Annotated in this window: 18 protein-coding genes and 1 other RNA gene; 14 read left to right on the top strand and 5 right to left on the bottom strand. The window is 63.7% G+C overall.

Going from position 1 to position 16,655, the window contains the following annotated elements; genetic code table 11:
- Positions 1-736: 736 nt before the first annotated feature.
- The gene (locus KTR40_RS12015; RefSeq protein ID WP_370633128.1) at positions 737-2,914 is read right to left on the bottom strand and encodes a GH25 family lysozyme; all 2,178 of its coding nucleotides are present in this window, start codon (positions 2,912-2,914) and stop codon (positions 737-739) included.
- 712 nt (positions 2,915-3,626) lie between these two features.
- On the opposite strand from KTR40_RS12015, the gene KTR40_RS12010 reads away from it, so the two are divergent.
- The 14 genes from KTR40_RS12010 (at position 3,627) to KTR40_RS11945 (ending at position 15,150) form a co-directional block, all read left to right on the top strand.
- The gene (locus tag KTR40_RS12010) at positions 3,627-4,850 is read left to right on the top strand and encodes a CpaF family protein (RefSeq protein ID WP_228403881.1); all 1,224 of its coding nucleotides are present in this window, start codon (positions 3,627-3,629) and stop codon (positions 4,848-4,850) included.
- On the top strand, positions 4,847-5,704 hold the full coding sequence (locus KTR40_RS12005) for a type II secretion system F family protein (protein WP_228403880.1): 858 nt from the start codon (positions 4,847-4,849) through the stop codon (positions 5,702-5,704). Before KTR40_RS12010 ends, KTR40_RS12005 begins: the two co-directional genes overlap by 4 nt.
- Positions 5,701-6,642 carry a type II secretion system F family protein gene (locus tag KTR40_RS12000; protein WP_139029678.1) on the top strand — a complete coding sequence of 314 codons (942 nt, stop codon included), beginning with the start codon at positions 5,701-5,703 and terminating at the stop codon, positions 6,640-6,642. Before KTR40_RS12005 ends, KTR40_RS12000 begins: the two co-directional genes overlap by 4 nt.
- 59 nt (positions 6,643-6,701) lie before the next feature.
- Entirely contained in the window at positions 6,702-6,935 is a 234-nt protein-coding gene (locus KTR40_RS11995) for a hypothetical protein (protein ID WP_171059022.1), read from the top strand.
- A 117-nt stretch (positions 6,936-7,052) separates the two neighbouring features.
- On the top strand, positions 7,053-7,364 hold the full coding sequence (locus KTR40_RS11990) for a TadE/TadG family type IV pilus assembly protein (protein ID WP_255708908.1): 312 nt from the start codon (positions 7,053-7,055) through the stop codon (positions 7,362-7,364).
- Positions 7,345-7,866, top strand: a complete 522-nt coding sequence (locus KTR40_RS11985) for a hypothetical protein (protein ID WP_228403878.1) — start codon at positions 7,345-7,347, stop codon at positions 7,864-7,866. The genes KTR40_RS11990 and KTR40_RS11985 overlap by 20 nt, the downstream gene beginning before the upstream one ends.
- Entirely contained in the window at positions 7,863-8,399 is a 537-nt protein-coding gene (locus KTR40_RS11980) for a pilus assembly protein TadG-related protein (RefSeq protein WP_370633127.1), read from the top strand. The genes KTR40_RS11985 and KTR40_RS11980 overlap by 4 nt, the downstream gene beginning before the upstream one ends.
- A 98-nt stretch (positions 8,400-8,497) precedes the next feature.
- Positions 8,498-9,613: a peptide chain release factor 2 gene (gene prfB, locus KTR40_RS11975; protein ID WP_139029676.1), complete on the top strand. Its 1,116-nt coding sequence runs from the start codon at positions 8,498-8,500 to the stop codon at positions 9,611-9,613.
- A gap of 185 nt (positions 9,614-9,798) precedes the next feature.
- Positions 9,799-10,578 carry a cell division ATP-binding protein FtsE gene (gene ftsE, locus KTR40_RS11970; RefSeq protein WP_157241790.1) on the top strand — a complete coding sequence of 260 codons (780 nt, stop codon included), beginning with the start codon at positions 9,799-9,801 and terminating at the stop codon, positions 10,576-10,578.
- The gene (gene ftsX / locus KTR40_RS11965) at positions 10,575-11,489 is read left to right on the top strand and encodes a permease-like cell division protein FtsX (RefSeq protein ID WP_104998417.1); all 915 of its coding nucleotides are present in this window, start codon (positions 10,575-10,577) and stop codon (positions 11,487-11,489) included. The genes ftsE and ftsX overlap by 4 nt, the downstream gene beginning before the upstream one ends.
- 26 nt (positions 11,490-11,515) lie before the next feature.
- Positions 11,516-12,940 (top strand): M23 family metallopeptidase, encoded by a 1,425-nt coding sequence (locus tag KTR40_RS11960; protein WP_228403877.1) that lies wholly within the window; start codon positions 11,516-11,518, stop codon positions 12,938-12,940.
- Positions 12,941-13,026: 86 nt separating this feature from the next.
- Complete coding sequence (gene smpB / locus KTR40_RS11955; protein ID WP_009356865.1) at positions 13,027-13,500, top strand: SsrA-binding protein SmpB; 474 nt, start codon at positions 13,027-13,029, stop codon at positions 13,498-13,500.
- 87 nt (positions 13,501-13,587) lie between these two features.
- Positions 13,588-13,956, top strand: a transfer-messenger RNA (tmRNA) gene (ssrA, locus tag KTR40_RS11950).
- A gap of 210 nt (positions 13,957-14,166) precedes the next feature.
- Complete coding sequence (locus KTR40_RS11945; RefSeq protein WP_228403876.1) at positions 14,167-15,150, top strand: S1C family serine protease; 984 nt, start codon at positions 14,167-14,169, stop codon at positions 15,148-15,150.
- A gap of 2 nt (positions 15,151-15,152) precedes the next feature.
- Here KTR40_RS11945 and KTR40_RS19025 read toward each other — a convergent pair whose 3' ends face one another.
- The 4 genes from KTR40_RS19025 to KTR40_RS11930 all read right to left on the bottom strand — a co-directional run bounded on the left by KTR40_RS19025 (position 15,153) and on the right by KTR40_RS11930 (position 16,655).
- The gene (locus tag KTR40_RS19025; RefSeq protein WP_255707894.1) at positions 15,153-15,287 is read right to left on the bottom strand and encodes a hypothetical protein; all 135 of its coding nucleotides are present in this window, start codon (positions 15,285-15,287) and stop codon (positions 15,153-15,155) included.
- A gap of 93 nt (positions 15,288-15,380) precedes the next feature.
- Entirely contained in the window at positions 15,381-15,749 is a 369-nt protein-coding gene (locus tag KTR40_RS11940; RefSeq protein WP_228403875.1) for a hypothetical protein, read from the bottom strand.
- An 88-nt stretch (positions 15,750-15,837) separates the two neighbouring features.
- Entirely contained in the window at positions 15,838-16,239 is a 402-nt protein-coding gene (locus tag KTR40_RS11935) for a CrcB family protein (protein WP_228403874.1), read from the bottom strand.
- Positions 16,236-16,655, bottom strand: coding sequence for a CrcB family protein (locus KTR40_RS11930; protein ID WP_228406119.1), 420 nt, complete (start codon positions 16,653-16,655; stop codon positions 16,236-16,238). The genes KTR40_RS11935 and KTR40_RS11930 overlap by 4 nt, the downstream gene beginning before the upstream one ends.

Here is a 16,655-nt window from a genome sequence, read left to right as displayed (position 1 = left end):
CGGTGAAGGTCTTGCGCGGGCAGTTGGCCCAGATCAAAGGCTCGTAGATCCTGACTTGATGCTTGCATAGAGTACATCCACGGCAGCAGGGCTAGGCGGCCTTCCGCTTTCAAGGCACGGAACCTGTTTCGCCACCACAGAGAGCCGGTTTTCCTCGCGGGGCCGGTTAGGCGCCTGCAGTCGCTGTGAACCAGGATGAGCTTCCTTCTGGACCGGAGTATCCCGGATCGATCAAGCATGTGGACCCGGCCAGACCGTGAAAGCAACTACCGACTGGCTTGTTGCCAAGCTGGCTTGATCGAGTCTGGACGTGTCCTCGGGATCACGTGTCGATGCCTTTTCAAGCCGCCGTGACGTTCTGTCCACGATGTGTTCTCAGAATATCCATTCCACCCCCGGTCCACTGTTGCGAAACCAGAAAATGCGTCTCTGTGGCTGTTTCTTTTCACCGGCGCAGTGAGATTGGTCTTGGCCAGCTGCTAATTGGAACCGGGAGCGGCCTGGTTGAAAGTTATTCGCCGTGACGGCCTGTCACACCACGAATTCTGACGAGTTCCTGGCCTCAGTAGAGGCGATAAGTCACTTGGAAATCGCAAGTCCTGTGGCGGATTCGGCTGAACCCTGCTTGTGCAGTACTGCGACAGTTTGACTACTTGGGTGGGCTCCAATCTGTGGAGCAACAAGCGCAGCACCTCCCAACGAAAGTCCGCTCCGTTGGGAGGTGCTGGCCGTCCCGCTAGAGGCTCCCTACGGGGACGGCCGGCTGGTATCCGTCGGTTAGCTTGCTCATGCCGTCGCCGGCGTAGAACCAGATGCTTCCGTCGGGGCGGTGGGCTACGATGTCAGATTTGCCGTCGTTATTGTTGTCGCCAGCGCCGAGTATGTGATCGTATATCTCCCACCCGGACCCTATTTGCCGGGCGTTTTGATACGTGGTGGTGCCGTCGCCGGCGTAGAACCAGAGTGTTCCGTCTGGGCGGCGGGCCACCAGGTCGGGCTTTCCGTCGCGATTCAGATCGTCACCTTTGCTGACCTGGTCATAGATTTGCCAGCCGGTGCCGATCTTCTGTCCGATTCGGTATCCTCCGGTGCCGTCACCGGCATATGCCCAGAGAGCGCCGTCCGGCTGTCGGGCAATGATGTCAGAAATGCCGTCGCCGGTTGTATCGCCTGCGCCCTGAATGGTGTCGAAAATCTGCCATCCGGTACCTATCTGACGGGCTGGTTTATAGTTACCGGCACCGTCGCCCGCATAGAACCAAAGGGTTCCATCGGGCCGGCGGGCGATGAGATCAGGCTTACCGTCTGTGTTTGAGTCACCCACCCCAACAGTTGTGTCGTAGATGTTCCACCCGGTGCCGATGAGCTGGCCCGCCAGGTAGCTGCCATTGCCTGTTCCACGGTGTAGCAAAAAGGATCCGTCAGGCCGGCGAGCGACCAGGTCCGACCTACCATCGCTGTTGGCATCCCCAACCGCCGAGACGCGATCACGGCTGTCCCACCCTGATCCGACGTTCGCGGCCGGCTGGTATCCGTCGGTTAGCTTGCTCATGCCGTCGCCGGCGTAGAACCAGATGCTTCCGTCGGGGCGGTGGGCTACGATGTCAGATTTGCCGTCGTTATTGTTGTCGCCAGCGCCGAGTATGTGATCGTATATCTCCCACCCGGACCCTATTTGCCGGGCGTTTTGATACGTGGTGGTGCCGTCGCCGGCGTAGAACCAGAGTGTTCCGTCTGGGCGGCGGGCCACCAGGTCGGGCTTTCCGTCGCGATTCAGATCGTCACCTTTGCTGACCTGGTCATAGATTTGCCAGCCGGTGCCGATCTTCTGTCCGATTCGGTATCCTCCGGTGCCGTCACCGGCATATGCCCAGAGAGCGCCGTCCGGCTGTCGGGCAATGATGTCAGAAATGCCGTCGCCGGTTGTATCGCCTGCGCCCTGAATGGTGTCGAAAATCTGCCATCCGGTACCTATCTGACGGGCTGGTTTATAGTTACCGGCACCGTCGCCCGCATAGAACCAAAGGGTTCCATCGGGCCGGCGGGCGATGAGATCAGGCTTACCGTCTGTGTTTGAGTCACCCACCCCAACAGTTGTGTCGTAGATGTTCCACCCGGTGCCGATGAGCTGGCCCGCCAGGTAGCTGCCATTGCCTGTTCCACGGTGTAGCAAAAAGGATCCGTCAGGCCGGCGAGCGACCAGGTCCGACCTACCATCGCTGTTGGCATCCCCAACCGCCGAGATTTTTAGACTCGACCGAACAGTCCCGCTTGAGGCAAAGGTCTTCAGCTGGGAGTAGTCCCCGTTCCAGACATTGGAGTCACCAGCGAACGGGCCCGTACTGCTGTACTGCCACATGCTGTAAGTGCTCCAGCTGGCAGTGGGAACCGGTCCGGCGTTGTTCGTGGGGGAACTGGGGTACGCCGCAACCCAAAGCGGGTAATCACCGAAGCCGGCAGGATTGCCAAGGCACTGGTTCCACCAACTTGTATTGGTGTAGATGACCGGGAGCCTGCCGGTCAGTGCCTGCATAGTGTTGCCAAAATCCCGAACCCAGGACTGCAGCTGGGCCGGCGCCATGTTGTAGCAGGTGTTACCGAAGTAGAAGCCGTTAATGGTGCGGCCTTCGTACGGGTTGAACTCGAAGTCCAGGACGGGCGGCATCGTGTACCCGTCTGCGGACCAGCCCCCGCCATTCTGGACAAAGTAACGTGCTTGGTCCGCTCCGGAAGACCAGTTGGGTATGGCGAAGTGGTAGGCCCCCCGGATCATTCCAACGCTGCGGGACCCCTGGTACTGGGAGCCATAGGAGGGGTTCGTGTAGTAATTGCCTTCAGTAGCCTTGACGTAGGCGAAGCGGGCGCCCATATTCCACTGCTGCTGCCAGTCCACACTCGGCTGGTGGCCGCTCACGTCCAGTCCTTGGATGCCAAAAGTGGGCATCCAAGTGCCTTGGGCGGACAACGGCTCCGTGCTCAGCCGTCTGAACGACTCCGAAGGAGCCGACGCGGTAACGCGAGCGGACCGCTGCCCCATTTCCGCCCCGCCGACGCCGACTGCTTCCGCCATCGACTGCGTAGCCTCTGCAGTGGGCTGGGCGGCGGGGGCTGTTGCGGGTGCGGTTTCTTCTGGAGAAGGGGCCGGCGTCGGAACCGTCGGAGACGGTGATGCAGTCTGCGATGGATCGCTCGCCGGCGTGGAGGTTGTCGGCGTCGGAGCAGGCTCAACGGCGGAAGCAATACCCACCAGGCCTGGGCCGGCCACCAGGGAAGCGGCCAGCAGGACTATCCCAAGGGACTTCCTGACGGGGTGACGGGACTGAGACAGGTTCCGTTTCATATTGGCTCCGGAGACAAGGCGCTCCGACGGAGAGCCCTCATCTGGGTTGCTGTTCCGGCTGGTTCCCCAGGAACCAGACGGACAGGGGTTTTGACACTTAACGCGCTCACCATAGCACCGTGTTGCTGGTGTAAACAGTGGTGCGGATGGTGCATGTGTTGATCCTGTGGCTATCTTGCGCTTATCCACAGACAATCCTTATGACTTGGCAGCATGTTGTACGGTGCCTAGTCTTTATCCCAGTTGCACTGCCTCCGCCGGGGGCGGCAGTTGTATTGGGGAACAAATGGACGCGCTTGGAATTGTCGAGGACGAGGTCCGCGAGCTAATCCGTCGTCGGGGTCTGGATCCGCTGCACCAGGCTGGTGAGGTGCGCCGGCTTGTTGAGGCTGCAGTCACGGATTACGACGAGAGAGCGCTTATGGGACCCCTTCCTCCCATAGGTCCGCTGGATGCAGCGCGCAGGTTCCTCTTCGACGCCGTTGCAGGCTTCGGCGTGCTTCAACCCCTGCTGGACGATCCCTCAATCGAAGAGATTTGGCTCAACGCGCCCAATGAAATCTTTGTGGCACGCAACGGCGAATCAGAACTTACCTCCCTCAGCCTCACCGAGCAGCAGGTCCGGGACCTCGTGGAGAGGATGCTCAAGAGCTCAGGCCGCCGCTTGGACATGTCCTCGCCCTTTGTGGATGCAGCCCTGCCCGACGGCTCCAGGCTCCACGTCGTCATTCCGGATGTGACACGGAAGCACTGGGCAGTGAATATCAGGAAGTTCGTGGTCAAGGCAACCCGCCTTGAGCATCTCGTTGAGCTTGGCACCCTGACGCCGCAATCAGCCCGTTTCCTTGGCGCGGCCGTATCAAGCGGCCTCAACATCCTGGTCTCCGGCGCCACCCAGGCCGGCAAGACCACCATGCTGAACTGCCTGGCGGCCAGCATCGGCAGCAGGGAACGCGTGATCACGGTGGAGGAAATCTTCGAGCTCCAGTTTCCCCTGCGCGACGTCGTCGGCCTCCAGTGCCGGCAGCCGAACCTCGAGGGCGAAGGCGAGATCCCGCTTCGCCGGCTGGTCAAGGAAGCCCTCCGCATGCGGCCCGACCGCCTGGTGGTGGGCGAGGTCCGTGAAGCGGAGAGCCTGGACATGCTTATCGCCCTGAACAGTGGTCTTCCAGGCATGTGCACCGTTCATGCAAATTCAGCACACGACGCCGTCACCAAGATCTGCACACTGCCCCTGCTCGCGGGCGAGAACATCTCGAGCGCCTTCGTTGTCCCGACTGTGGCCTCCTGCATCGACCTGGTGGTGCACTGCAGCCGGCACGCCGATGGACGCAGGGAAGTAACGGAGATCCTGTCACTGGGACGGCGGGTGGAGAACGGCATCATTGAGTCCTCCCCGGTGTTCGCCATGGTGGACGGCACCCTTCAGCCAAGGGCCAACTCGATGCCTGCCGCTGAAAAGTTCAACCGAGCAGGCTACGACGTCGCGGCCTTGCTGGATCCGCGATGACGTCGGCGCTGCTGGGGGTAACGGCAGGGGCGGGTCTGTTCCTCATCTGGTGGTCCTGCTGGGAGTCGCCGGAACAACGTCCGCGGGAGCGGAAGGCCAGCCGCCTGGCAGACCTTCTCGCCTCTGCAGGAGTGGACAAAGTATCTCCTGGCGGGTTGATTGGCACGTGCCTGGGCCTCGGACTGTTCGTGGCCTTGGTCTTCTACGCTATCAGCCGCTCCTGGCCGATCGCCGGCTGCTTTGCGCTGTTCGCTGCATGGCTCCCCATCAGCATCCTGCGCTGGAGGGCGAAAAAGAGAGGCGCCCTGTTGCGGCAGCTTTGGCCCGACGTCGTCGATCACCTCCGGTCCGCGATACGCGCCGGTTTGCCACTGCCCGAGGCACTGATCCAGCTGGGGGACAAAGGCCCCGAAGAGTTGCGGCACGTCTTCCGCGAATTCGGTGCCGACTATCGCGCGGGAGGTCAGTTCGATGCCTCACTTAGCAAGCTCAAACACCGGCTCGCGGACCCTGTTGCCGACCGCATTGTCGAGGCACTGCGCCTGACCCGGGAAGTCGGCGGCTCCGATCTGGGGAAGATGCTCGGCACGCTGGCTGAATTCCTGCGCGAAAGCGCCCGCACCCGCAGCGAGCTGGAGGCGAGGCAGTCCTGGACCGTCAATGCGGCGCGCCTTGCTGTCGCTGCCCCATGGATCGTCATGATACTGCTGGCAACACGGCCTGAAGCGGTGCAGGCGTACAACACAGCCGTAGGTGCTGCAGTCCTGCTCGGAGGCCTGGTGGTTTCGCTGGTCTGCTACTCCATCATGCTGAGGATTGGTGCTCTGCCGCAGGACGAGCGGGTGTTGAGATGATCGAAATACCACCAGCCGCCGTCGTCTGCGGGGCCGCAATGGGCGCCGGCCTGTGGCTTATCGTCTTTAGGTCCCCGCTAATGCGTGCCACCACCCTGGCGCAACGCATCGAGCCGCAGCTGAAGTCCCAGAACCTCGAATCACGGTTGCTGAACGCGGGGGAGCAGAACCTGACACCCTTCGGACCGCTCGAAAGGATACTCCGTCCGGTCTTCCGTGACGGCATGGCGGCGCTGGGAAGGCTGAACCCATCACCGGGAGCCACCGCCCGGAGGCTGGCACAGGCAGGAATCAACAAGTCGTCCATCGACTTCCGTGCAGAGCAGCTCCTGTGGGCTGCTGCCGGCTTCGTGGCCTCCCTTGGATTCACCCTCATAGGGGCAGCAGCGGGAAGGTTCAGCCCCTTGTTCGCGGCTGTGGCAATCCTTGGCAGCGCAGTGGGCGGCTTCATGCTGCGTGACTACTGGCTGGGGGTGCAAGTCCGCCGGCGGGAAGCCCGAATGATGGCGGAGTTCCCCAGTCTCGCTGAACTGATGGCGCTCGCCGTCAGCGCAGGCGAGAGCGCAACCGGAGCGCTGGACAGGGTGTGCCGCAGTGCCAAGGGGGAACTGACCAAGGAGTTCTCGAACGTTCTTGCCGAGACCAGGGCCGGCAAACCCTTGGTCACGGCACTGCAGGAATTCTCCGGGCGGACGGACCTGGCGCCACTGGTCAGGTTTGTTGACGGCATCATCGTGGCAGTCGAGCGGGGCACACCGCTCGCGGACGTGCTCCGTGCCCAGGCCCAGGACGTGCGGGACACAGCCAAACGGGATCTCATGGAAGCCGCCGGCAAGAAGGAGATCGCCATGATGGTGCCGCTCGTTTTTGGTGTGCTCCCACTCACCGTGGTCTTCGCCGTTTTTCCGGGGCTGGCCGCCATCAACCTGGGCTTCTAGGAAGACGCAACACCGGCATGCAAGAAACTCAAAGAATCGAATCAGGAAGAGGACGAGAAATGAAAACCATGGGTATCCGCTGGGTATCGATGCTGCTGGTGTTGGGCGCCCTCCTGGGCGCCGGCCTAGCCTCGAGAGGGAGCCACGCTGATGACCACCATGAGCGGGGAGACGTCCCAGGCTGGGTCATGATCACCTTGATGTCCGCTGTCTTGGTGGCCGCGCTGCTGGCACTTGCCGGTCCGGCGCTGGAGTCGATGTTCAACCAGGCGATGGACAAGGTCGGAAGCTAGCCGGTGACGCGGTCCTCCCGTCATGCCGGCCGGGCCACCACGAAGCACGGGCTGCCCGCGCCTCGGGAGCAGGGCTCGGCAGTGGTGGACTTCGTCCTGGTGGGAAGCCTCCTCACCATGTTCTTCCTGGCGATCATCCAGCTGACCTTGATCCTGCACGTCCGCAATACCTTGATCGATGCTGCGGCTTCAGGCGCCCGCTACGGAACCCTCGCCGACCGGGGAGCCGCAGACGCTGAGGAGCGGACCCGCGGCCTGATCGATGTTGCGCTGAACGCCGGATTCGCGGAGCACGTCAGCACAAGTGAAGTAACTGTCCAAGGGTTTCGGACCCTTGAAGTGACGGTCCGGGCTCCTATGCCCGTCATCGGACTCATCGGTCCCCGGGAGATGCTGGAGGTGAAGGGGCATGCGGCGGTTCCGCCATGAGTACGGGTGGTCTCCGCTCAAGGCACGGCTCGCCGAAGCCCTTTGCCGGATGCCGCCGCAAACTGATGGACAACAGGAGCCTGCCCACAAGCATGAACAGGGGAGCGCGGTAGTTGAATTCACCTTCCTTGCCCTCCTGCTGATGGTGCCGCTGGTCTACTTCGTCATCACGGTGGGGCAAATCCAGGGCGGCTCCTTTGCGGTGGTGGGAGCCGCCGACCAGGCGGCGAAGGTCTACGTGGCGCAGCCTGACGCAGCAACAGCACAGGCTGCAGCTGAGCAGGCTGTCGCAATCGCCCTCGCCGACTTTGGGCACCAGCCAGACGAGGCCAGCGTTGCCACATCCTGCAATCCTTCCGACTGCCATGCTGCAGGCGCCGCGGTTACCGTCACGGTGACGCTGGCGGTGCCCCTGCCGTTTGTGCCCTTTGACGAGGGGTTCCGGTTGGCCGCGAGCGAGGTACAGGCATCGTCGACACAGCTCGTGGGCCGGTTCCGATGACCACCAGGACGGTGACCACCAGGACAGTAACCACCAGGACGGTGACCGCCACGACCGTGACCACCAGGAAGGTGACCACCAGGGCAGTAACCACGAGTACCTCAGGCGAGGACGGCCAGATGATGGTGATGATCCTCGGGTACATGACGCTGGCCCTGCTGGTGGCAACGGTGGTGATCGGCATATCGTCCGTCTACCTGGAGCACAAGCGGCTCCTTTCCCTGGCCGACGGCGCCTCCCTGGCTGCTGCGGACAGCTACACCCTGGGTGAGGTGGAAACGCAGGGCGGCAGCCCGTCGGCCACCCTCAACCCGGCCCGGGTCCGGAGCGTCGCAGCCGACTTCCTCGCAAGGAGCCCCGCCTCACAGCGTTTCGACGGCCTCGCAGTCACGGGGGCAACAGGCAGTCCTGACGGCGCCACCGCCGTCGTCGTGTTGACCGCCGCAGTCCATCCGCCGGTGGTGAACTTCCTGGTGCCCGACGGCATCAGGATCGAGGCGACGTCCACTGCCCGCTCGCGGCTCACCCGCTGACTGCCCCGGGCGCCCACTGACGCTATCCGGGGCCCTGCCCCGGGCGCCAACTGATGCACGCCGGTGCCCTGCCGCGGATAGCGTAGGCTTAAACAACCATGGCCAATATTGATTTTTCTGCTGAAATCCGCGCCCTCCGCGCCACCTACGACTCCATTGAGCGGGTCTCCGACGTAGAGGCACTGAAGGAAGACATCGCCGAACTGAGCGAGCGGGCAGGCGAACCGGACCTGTGGGACGACCCCGCAGCGGCGCAGAAAATCACATCACGCCTTTCGCACCGCCAGTCGGAACTGGAGCGCCTCGACAAGCTGGCTGCCCGGATCGATGACCTCGAGGTCCTGGTGGAGCTGGGCCAGGACGAGGACGACGCCGATTCCATGGGGGAGGCGGCGGCAGAACTCGAGTCCATCAAGAAGGCCCTGAAGGAACTCGAAATTGTCACCCTGCTCTCCGGTGAATACGACGAGCGCGAGGCCGTGGTTTCCATCCGCGCGGGTGCCGGCGGCGTGGATGCCGCCGATTTCGCGGAGATGCTGATGCGCATGTACCTCCGCTGGGCCGAACGCCACGGGTATCCAACCACGGTCATGGACACCTCCTACGCGGAGGAGGCCGGATTGAAGTCGGCAACCTTCGAAGTCAAGGCTCCCTACGCCTTCGGCACACTCAGCGTCGAGGCTGGGACCCACCGGCTGGTCCGCATCAGCCCCTTTGACAACCAGGGCCGGCGCCAGACGTCCTTCGCCGCCGTCGAAGTGATCCCGCTGATCGAGCAGACAGACTCCATCGAAATACCGGACAACGAGATCCGCGTCGACGTGTTCCGCTCATCCGGCCCCGGCGGCCAGTCGGTCAACACCACGGACTCCGCCGTCCGCCTCACCCACATCCCCACCGGCACAGTGGTGTCCATGCAGAACGAAAAGTCGCAGCTGCAGAACCGCGCCGCCGCCATGCGGGTCCTGCAGTCCCGGCTCCTGCTCCTCAAGAAGGAACAGGAAGACGCCGAAAAGAAGGCCCTGGCCGGCGACGTCAAGGCATCCTGGGGTGACCAGATGCGGTCCTACGTCCTGAACCCTTACCAGATGGTCAAGGACCTGCGGACCGAGCACGAGGTGGGCAACACTTCGGCCGTGTTCGACGGCGAGATCGACGACTTCATCGACGCCGGGATCCGCTGGCGCACCGACAACCGCAACGCCGCTAAGTAGGCCCAGCGGCCGCAAAGGCCAGGACCGAATTAGCCGACACGCCCCCGAATAACAGCGTGATGCGCAGCGACTCCTGCGTATAGTCGAGGGGCCGGGGCCCTACTTCCCCCAAACGAAAACCCGCGCACCGGCTGCAGAACTGGGCTGCATCAGAATCAGCCGTGCCCTGCAGGGTACTTAGGGCCATGATCAGATTCGAAAATGTCACCAAGGTCTACGACCAGAAAGCCCGGCCTGCGCTGGACTCCGTCAACCTTGAGATTGACCGCGGCGAATTTGCCTTCCTGGTGGGCGCATCCGGCTCCGGCAAGTCCACTTTCCTCCGCCTGGTGCTCAAGGAAGACCGCGCCACCTCCGGCGCCGTCTACGTTGCCGGCCAGAACGTCGCCAAGATTTCAAGCTGGCGCGTCCCCCGGCTCCGCCGCGGAATCGGCGTCGTCTTCCAGGATTTCCGTCTCCTGCCACAGAAAAACGTCTTCGCCAACGTAGCCTTCGCCATGCAGGTCATCGGCAAGAGCCGCAGCGTCATCAGGGACACCGTCCCCGAGGTCCTGAAGACCGTTGGCCTCGAGGGCAAAGAGCACCGCATGCCGCACGAGCTCTCCGGCGGCGAACAGCAGCGCGTGGCCATTGCCCGCGCCGTGGTCAACCGCCCCGGGATCCTCCTCGCCGACGAGCCAACCGGAAACCTGGACCCCACCACGTCAATGGGCATCATGGGTGTCCTGGACAAGATCAACCAAAACGGAACCACCGTGGTGATGGCCACGCACGACGACGACATCGTCAACGAGATGCGTAAACGCGTCGTGGAACTCAAGAACGGCATCGTCATCCGTGACGAAGCCAAGGCGCTCTACACCTCGATGATTCCCGTTGTTGGCCAGTCCCGCAGGCTCAAGGACGCGAGCGGCCGGGAAAACCCTGAAGCGGGCCTGCCCGGGGAAGGCGAGGGACAGCGATGAGGCTCGCGTTCATCCTCGGTGAGATCGGCAGCGGCCTCCGCCGCAACCTCTCCATGGTGGTCTCCGTCATCCTGGTCACGTTCGTCTCGCTCACCTTCGTGGGCGCGGCCGGCATGCTGCAGATGCAAATCAACCAGATGAAGGGCTACTGGTACGACAAGGTCCAGGTGGCCATCTTCCTGTGCAGTGAAGGGTCGACGGCGGCAGGTTGCGCCAGCGGCCCAGTCACCCCCGAGCAGCAGGAGAGCCTTAACGCCCTGCTGGAATCCCCGGCGGTGGCGCAGTACATCAACGACTTCCAGTTCGAGTCCAAGGAAGAGGCGTACAAGCACTTCAAGGACCAGTTCTCGAATTCGCCCATCGTGGATTCGGTCACGCCGGACCAGCTGCCGGCATCCTTCCGCATCAACATGAAGGATCCGGAAAAGTACCAGATCATCAGCGAGACCTTCTCTTCCCAGCCCGGGGTGGAAACAGTGATCGACCAGCGCCAGCTCCTTGAGCGGCTGTTCTCGGTCATGAACGGCGCTTCCCTGGTGGCCGTCAGCATCGCCGGCGTGATGATCGTGTGCGCCATCCTCCTGATCGCCACCACCATCAGGCTCTCCGCCTTCAGCCGGCGGCGTGAAACAGGCATCATGCGCTTGGTGGGTGCCTCCAAGACAGTGATCCAGCTCCCCTTCATCCTGGAAGGCGTCATTGCCGCCGTCATCGGCGCCGCCCTGGCCTCAGCCACGCTCTGGGCCGTGGCCCACTTCTTCCTGGGCGACTACATGGCCCAGCAGTACCCGGACACAGCCTTCATCTCCGCCGGCCAGACGCTGATCCTCGCGCCGGCACTGATAATCCTTGGTGGATCCTTGGCCGGAATTTCGTCTCTCTTGACCTTGCGCAGATACCTTCGCGTCTAGGTATGCAAACCGAACAAGGAATGCCCATGAACTTAACGGACCAAACGTCGCCGCGACACCGGCTGAACAGCCGCCGCACGGCGCCCCGCAAAAGCATCCTCAGCGGCGTGCTGGCAGTCGTCCTCGCCGCAGGCCTGGCCTCATCCTCTGCGCCGGCCTTTGCTGACGAGCTTGAAGACAGGCAGAAGGCGCTGGAGGCAGAGGCGGCCCGCGTCCAGCAGTCCCTGGAATTCGTTGATTCGCGCATTGCCAAGGCGGCCAGCGACCTGGTCATCTACCAGGGCCAGCTGCCCGGCGCCCAGCAGGCACTCCTCGAGGCGCAGGGGCGCGTAGCCGGTGCCGTCAAGGAAGTGGAGGCACTCTCCGCCCGCGTGGACATGGCGCAGCAGAACAAGGCCAAAATCACGCAGCAGCTTGAAACGGACAAGCAGAAGATTGCCGACACCAAGAAACTGATCGGGCAAATCGCCACACAGGCGTACAAATCCGGCGGCGTTCCGTCCAACCTGTCACTCTTCTTCGGGGCCAACAACGGCGGCAGCCTGACCGAAACCATGGACCTGGCGGACCAGGCCATGCGCAGCCAGAACGCTGCCATGGACAAGCTGTCGCAGCAGAACGCCACCAACGTCAACTCCGAAGCCCGCCTCCAGGCCGTGGAAGCCGAGATCAAGGACCTCAAGGCCAAGGCGGACGCAGCCCTCGAGCGGGAGAAGGCGGCACGCGATGAAGCGGCCGCAAAGAAGGAAGAAGTAGACCGGCTCATAGCGGACACCACCCGCCTCGATGCCGAGCTCCAGGCGGCCAAGCCCGGCATCCAGTCCCAGCTCGCCGGCGTGCAGGCCAGCCAGAACGCGGTGGCCGCGGAGATCCAGGAACGCGACAGGAAGCTCCGCGAGGCCTGGGAGGCCGAACAGCGCAGGCTGGCGGCAGAAGCCGCCGCCGCTGCCGCGGCAGCCGCGGCAGCGAGGAACCAGCCGCCGCCCCCGGTCCAGCCTTTTGTGCCGCCTGTGGGGTCGCCGTCGGCCTTTGGCCTCCGGCACCCGTTTGACGGCAGCGTGCCCATCACGTCCGGCTTCGGCTGGCGCGCCACCCCGCCGGGGACCATTGACTTCTACGGCCAGGGCGGCTACATGCACACGGGGCTGGACTTCGGCGCAGCCTGCGGCACGCCTGTCTACGCGGCAGCAGCCGGCGAGGTCTTCAGCTCGGGCTGGAACTCTGCCGACGGCGGCGGCTGGCGGGTCAAGATCTCCCACGGCCTGATTGCGGGCAACACCCTGAACACCATCTACTACCACAACGCCAGCATCGTGGTGTCGAACGGTCAACGGGTCTCGCAGGGGCAGCTGATTGCCTACTCGGGCAACACAGGCAACTCCACGGGCTGCCACGCGCACTTCGAAACCTGGCTGAACGGCACCGCCGTGGACCCGATGGGCCTGCTGTAGCGCGGCCTGCAGCCTGCCGTAGACTGGTATGACTCCGCGCCGGCCAGGCCGGAGGACATCCGATTCTTCAACTGAGGAGCTTTCCCTTGCCTAAAGAAAGTGGCCGTAAAGTGGTGGCCACCAACCGTAAGGCCCGGCATGACTACCACGTGCTGGATACCTACGAGGCTGGAATCGCGCTCATGGGCACCGAAGTGAAGTCCCTGCGGGAGGGGCACGCCTCCATGGTGGACGGGTTCTGCACCTTTTACAACGACGAGCTGTGGATGGAGGCCATCCACATCCCCGAGTACAACCAGGGGAGCTGGACCAACCACGCCGCGCGCCGCCGCCGCAAGCTGCTGCTGCACCGCGAGGAGCTCATCAAGATTTCCCACAAGGTGCGGGAATCGGGCTACACCATCGTCCCGCTGCAGCTCTACTTCGTTGACGGCAAGGCAAAGGTGGAGATTGGCGTGGCCCGCGGCAAGCGCGAGTACGACAAGCGCCAGACCCTCCGCGAGCAGCAGGACAACCGTGAAGCCCAACGAGAGATGCGGGAACGCAACCGCCGCCGCTAGGAAACTGCGCCCGGGAATGAATCCCGCGGATCATGCGTTACTATTGATAGTCCGGCGGGGAAACCCACCGGTTTGGTAACAAAATACGGGGATGATCGGTTTCGACGATGTTAGTCGCGACAGGTGAAGCGGGCCGAGGATGCAGAATTATCTCGTAAACGCTGTCTGCAAACCAATAAGTGCCAATTCTAAGCGCACTGACTTCGCTCTTGCTGCCTAAGCAGTAAGACAGTCCGTCAGCCCGAGGTTGCTATTGCCCCGGAACCTGGCGTCATTTAGATAGCCACTGCTGCTTACCCCCGTCATCGGGGTGAGCGGGACTCTTAGATGACTGGGCCCGGATCAGCCAGCTGTTTGCAGCATGGCTGGGGCCGAGAAAATCCGACGCAAACTGCGCCCGGAGAAGCCCTGACAACACGACATCGGACGGGGGTTCAATTCCCCCCATCTCCACATTTTGAAAATGCCGCAAGGCAGACTGAAAGACCCGGACATTGCGTCCGGGTCTTTTGGTGTTTAAGCGCGGCTTGCCTGTTCACCGACGGCGTAGCGGGCCTGGGACTAGCGGCCGACATCCATGGGTTGTCCTCTATAAGATCCGGCGCCGCGGCCCAGGCCGGGCCGGAAGCGGCCGGAACCAGCGGCGGAGCAGCCAGGAGGTGCCCCATGAACCAGATGCGTGAGCCCAGTCCCGAAGAGTACGACGACGGCGCGCTGGACTCCTATTCGGAGACGGTCATGCGGGTTGCTGAGACCGTCACGCCGCACGTCGCGGCCATAGAAATGACCAGCACCCGCCGGAACGGCAGGTTCCGCGTGGGGGCAGGTTCTGCGGTCCTCTTTACCGAGGACGGCTACCTGCTGACGAATTCCCACGTGGTGGCCGGTACCAACAAGGGCCACGCCGCATTTGCCGACGGCAGCCGGACCGATCTCGAGCTCGTGGGCGTGGATCCGTTGTCGGATCTCGCTGTGGTCCGCGGCAAAGCACCAAGGGTGGCCCCCGCCCAGTTCGGCGACGCCGAGACGCTGCGGGTGGGCCAGCTGGTCATCGCCGTCGGGAATCCGCTCGGGCTGGCAGGATCGGTGACGGCCGGGGTGGTCAGCGGCCTGGGCCGTTCCATCCCCGTCTGGGCGGGCGGCAACCGGCGGGTGATCGAGGACGTCATCCAGACCGACGCGGCGCTGAACCCAGGCAGCTCCGGCGGTGCCCTGGCGGACGCGCACGGCAGGATAGTCGGCATCAACACCGCGGTGGCGGGAGCCGGGCTGGGCCTTGCCGTGCCAATCAACACAACAACACGGCGGATCATCGCTGCCCTGCTGAACGACGGCCGGGTCAGGCGCGCCTACCTCGGGGTGGTCAGCACCCCCATCCGGTTGAATGCCAGCGCAGTGATCAGGACAGGCCAGCGGGAGGGGCTCAGGGTGGTGGAGGTGCTGGCCGGATCACCCGCAGACCGTGCGGGACTGCAGGCAGGCGACATCATCCTGACCGCAGCAAGCCGCGCCGTCAGCAACGCTGAGAGTCTGCAGAAGCTGCTGTTCGCCGATGCGATCGGCCAGCCGCTGCAGATCAGGGTGCTGAGGCACGGCAGGGAAGAGGACCTGGTGGCCGTTCCCGAAGAGATGCAGGCGAACGGCCAGTAAAGCTACCGGCGCTTCTTCAGGTGGGCCACGGGGTCCTGGGCGCCTTCAGGATTCTTCGACTTCTTCTCGGCGCGTTTTTCCTTGATGGTCTTGACCGGCTTCTTTGCCAGGTTCTGGTGGGGTGTTTTGTCCGGCATGGCGTGCTCCTTACAACAGGGGACGGGCTGCGTCCCACTTCGTAAGTTACGCCTATTCGGCCCCGAATGTAATGGCCGGAAGGTGGTATGGAATCAGTCCGGAACAGGGACGTCGGCGATGCCCACAAAACGCGTCCCGACGCCGTCGAACTCGCTGCGGACGTACCCCTCGCGCACGCGGGGAACGTCTTGGGGATCATGGTGTCCGCACACCACATAGGTGAAGTCCGGCCACCATTTCTTGGGACGCGCTGCTTCCTCGTAGCCGCAGACCGCGCACTCCAGATGGACCCACACCGGGCGTTTGCCGGTGCGGTTGGCTCGGGACTGGACCAGCCATGGCGGCGGGTTGTCCAGAATCTCACCCAGCTCGGCCTCCGTCATCCACTTCGGAAGGCCATGGCGCTGTGCCATCTCCATCGGTACGTCAAGGGCAATGGCCGCGTCGCGTCTGCTAATCATCACCATCCACGATACGGGAGCCCGCCAAATCAGCACCCCCAGCGTTGACTCGCAAGGGTTGCCCCAGGACCGGCCGGCGCGGCTGGTCTCAGGACACCAGGGCAATCCCGGCCGCTGCCGCGCCAAAACCCAGCACCAGGTTGGCCGCAATATTCACTGCGGCAGCGCCGAAGCGTTCCTCACTGAGCAGCCGCACCGTGGCGGTGGTCCACGAACTGAAGGTGGTCAGCCCTCCTGCCAGCCCTCCTGCCAGGCCTGCCTGCCACTCGGCCCCCAGACCCAATTGGACAGTAACACCGTGGGCGGCACCGATAATGAAGCAGCCCGCCACATTCACCAGCAGTGTGGCCCAGGGCCAGTGCAGCCTTTCCGCGCTGCCAGTGGCACGTGAACTGCGGATGGAGCTGTGGTGCGCAAACCAGCTGTCGACGCCGAAGCGCAGGAGGGCACCCGCCACGCCGAAAATACCCACCAGGACAGCCGTGGTCACCGGCGGACCCCGGGGCGCCGGCCAGCCAGTTTCCCTGCCCGCCATCCCACGCCGGCGGCGGTAAGGCCAAGGAGCAGCGACAGCGCGAGGTAGCCGGCCCATACGCCGTGCTGCCCGGCCCTGGCCAGCTGGTCCGTGGAAAAGACCACGGCGGAGAACGTGGTGAAGGAGCCCAGCAGACCCGGCCCCAGCCCTGCCCGCAGCCAGAACGCGGTCCGTGGCCGGGCCATCCAGGCGGTGGTCAGGACGGCCAGGACAAAGCTGCCGGCCACGTTGATGCCCAGCGTGGTCCAGGGGAAGGCGCCGGGCGGTTCAGGAAACGCGATACCCAGCCCATACCGCAGTTCGGTGCCGATCAGGGCGCCCGCGGCCACTGCAAGCCAGGCGCGGCCCTCCGGCGCGCCGGAAGTCTTCAG

Origin of the sequence: Pseudarthrobacter sp. L1SW, from assembly GCF_020809045.1 — a bacterium.
Lineage (GTDB): Bacteria > Actinomycetota > Actinomycetes > Actinomycetales > Micrococcaceae > Arthrobacter.
This window is presented reverse-complemented; position numbering and strand designations above follow the sequence as displayed.

Excerpts from the sequence above, each read along its gene's own strand:
- ftsX (WP_104998417.1), top strand. The coding sequence starts at position 10,575 with ATGAGGCTCGCGTTCATCCTCGGTGAGATCGGCAGCGGCCTCCGCCGC.
- KTR40_RS12010 (WP_228403881.1), top strand. The coding sequence starts at position 3,627 with ATGGACGCGCTTGGAATTGTCGAGGACGAGGTCCGCGAGCTAATCCGT.
- KTR40_RS11960 (WP_228403877.1), top strand. The coding sequence starts at position 11,516 with ATGAACTTAACGGACCAAACGTCGCCGCGACACCGGCTGAACAGCCGC.
- ftsE (WP_157241790.1), top strand. The coding sequence starts at position 9,799 with ATGATCAGATTCGAAAATGTCACCAAGGTCTACGACCAGAAAGCCCGG.
- KTR40_RS11985 (WP_228403878.1), top strand. The coding sequence starts at position 7,345 with ATGCGGCGGTTCCGCCATGAGTACGGGTGGTCTCCGCTCAAGGCACGG.
- prfB (WP_139029676.1), top strand. The coding sequence starts at position 8,498 with ATGGCCAATATTGATTTTTCTGCTGAAATCCGCGCCCTCCGCGCCACC.
- KTR40_RS12000 (WP_139029678.1), top strand. The coding sequence starts at position 5,701 with ATGATCGAAATACCACCAGCCGCCGTCGTCTGCGGGGCCGCAATGGGC.
- KTR40_RS11980 (WP_370633127.1), top strand. The coding sequence starts at position 7,863 with ATGACCACCAGGACGGTGACCACCAGGACAGTAACCACCAGGACGGTG.
- KTR40_RS11990 (WP_255708908.1), top strand. The coding sequence starts at position 7,053 with ATGTTCTTCCTGGCGATCATCCAGCTGACCTTGATCCTGCACGTCCGC.
- KTR40_RS11945 (WP_228403876.1), top strand. The coding sequence starts at position 14,167 with ATGAACCAGATGCGTGAGCCCAGTCCCGAAGAGTACGACGACGGCGCG.
- KTR40_RS11940 (WP_228403875.1), bottom strand. The coding sequence starts at position 15,749 with ATGATTAGCAGACGCGACGCGGCCATTGCCCTTGACGTACCGATGGAG.
- KTR40_RS11995 (WP_171059022.1), top strand. The coding sequence starts at position 6,702 with ATGAAAACCATGGGTATCCGCTGGGTATCGATGCTGCTGGTGTTGGGC.
- KTR40_RS19025 (WP_255707894.1), bottom strand. The coding sequence starts at position 15,287 with ATGCCGGACAAAACACCCCACCAGAACCTGGCAAAGAAGCCGGTCAAG.
- KTR40_RS12005 (WP_228403880.1), top strand. The coding sequence starts at position 4,847 with ATGACGTCGGCGCTGCTGGGGGTAACGGCAGGGGCGGGTCTGTTCCTC.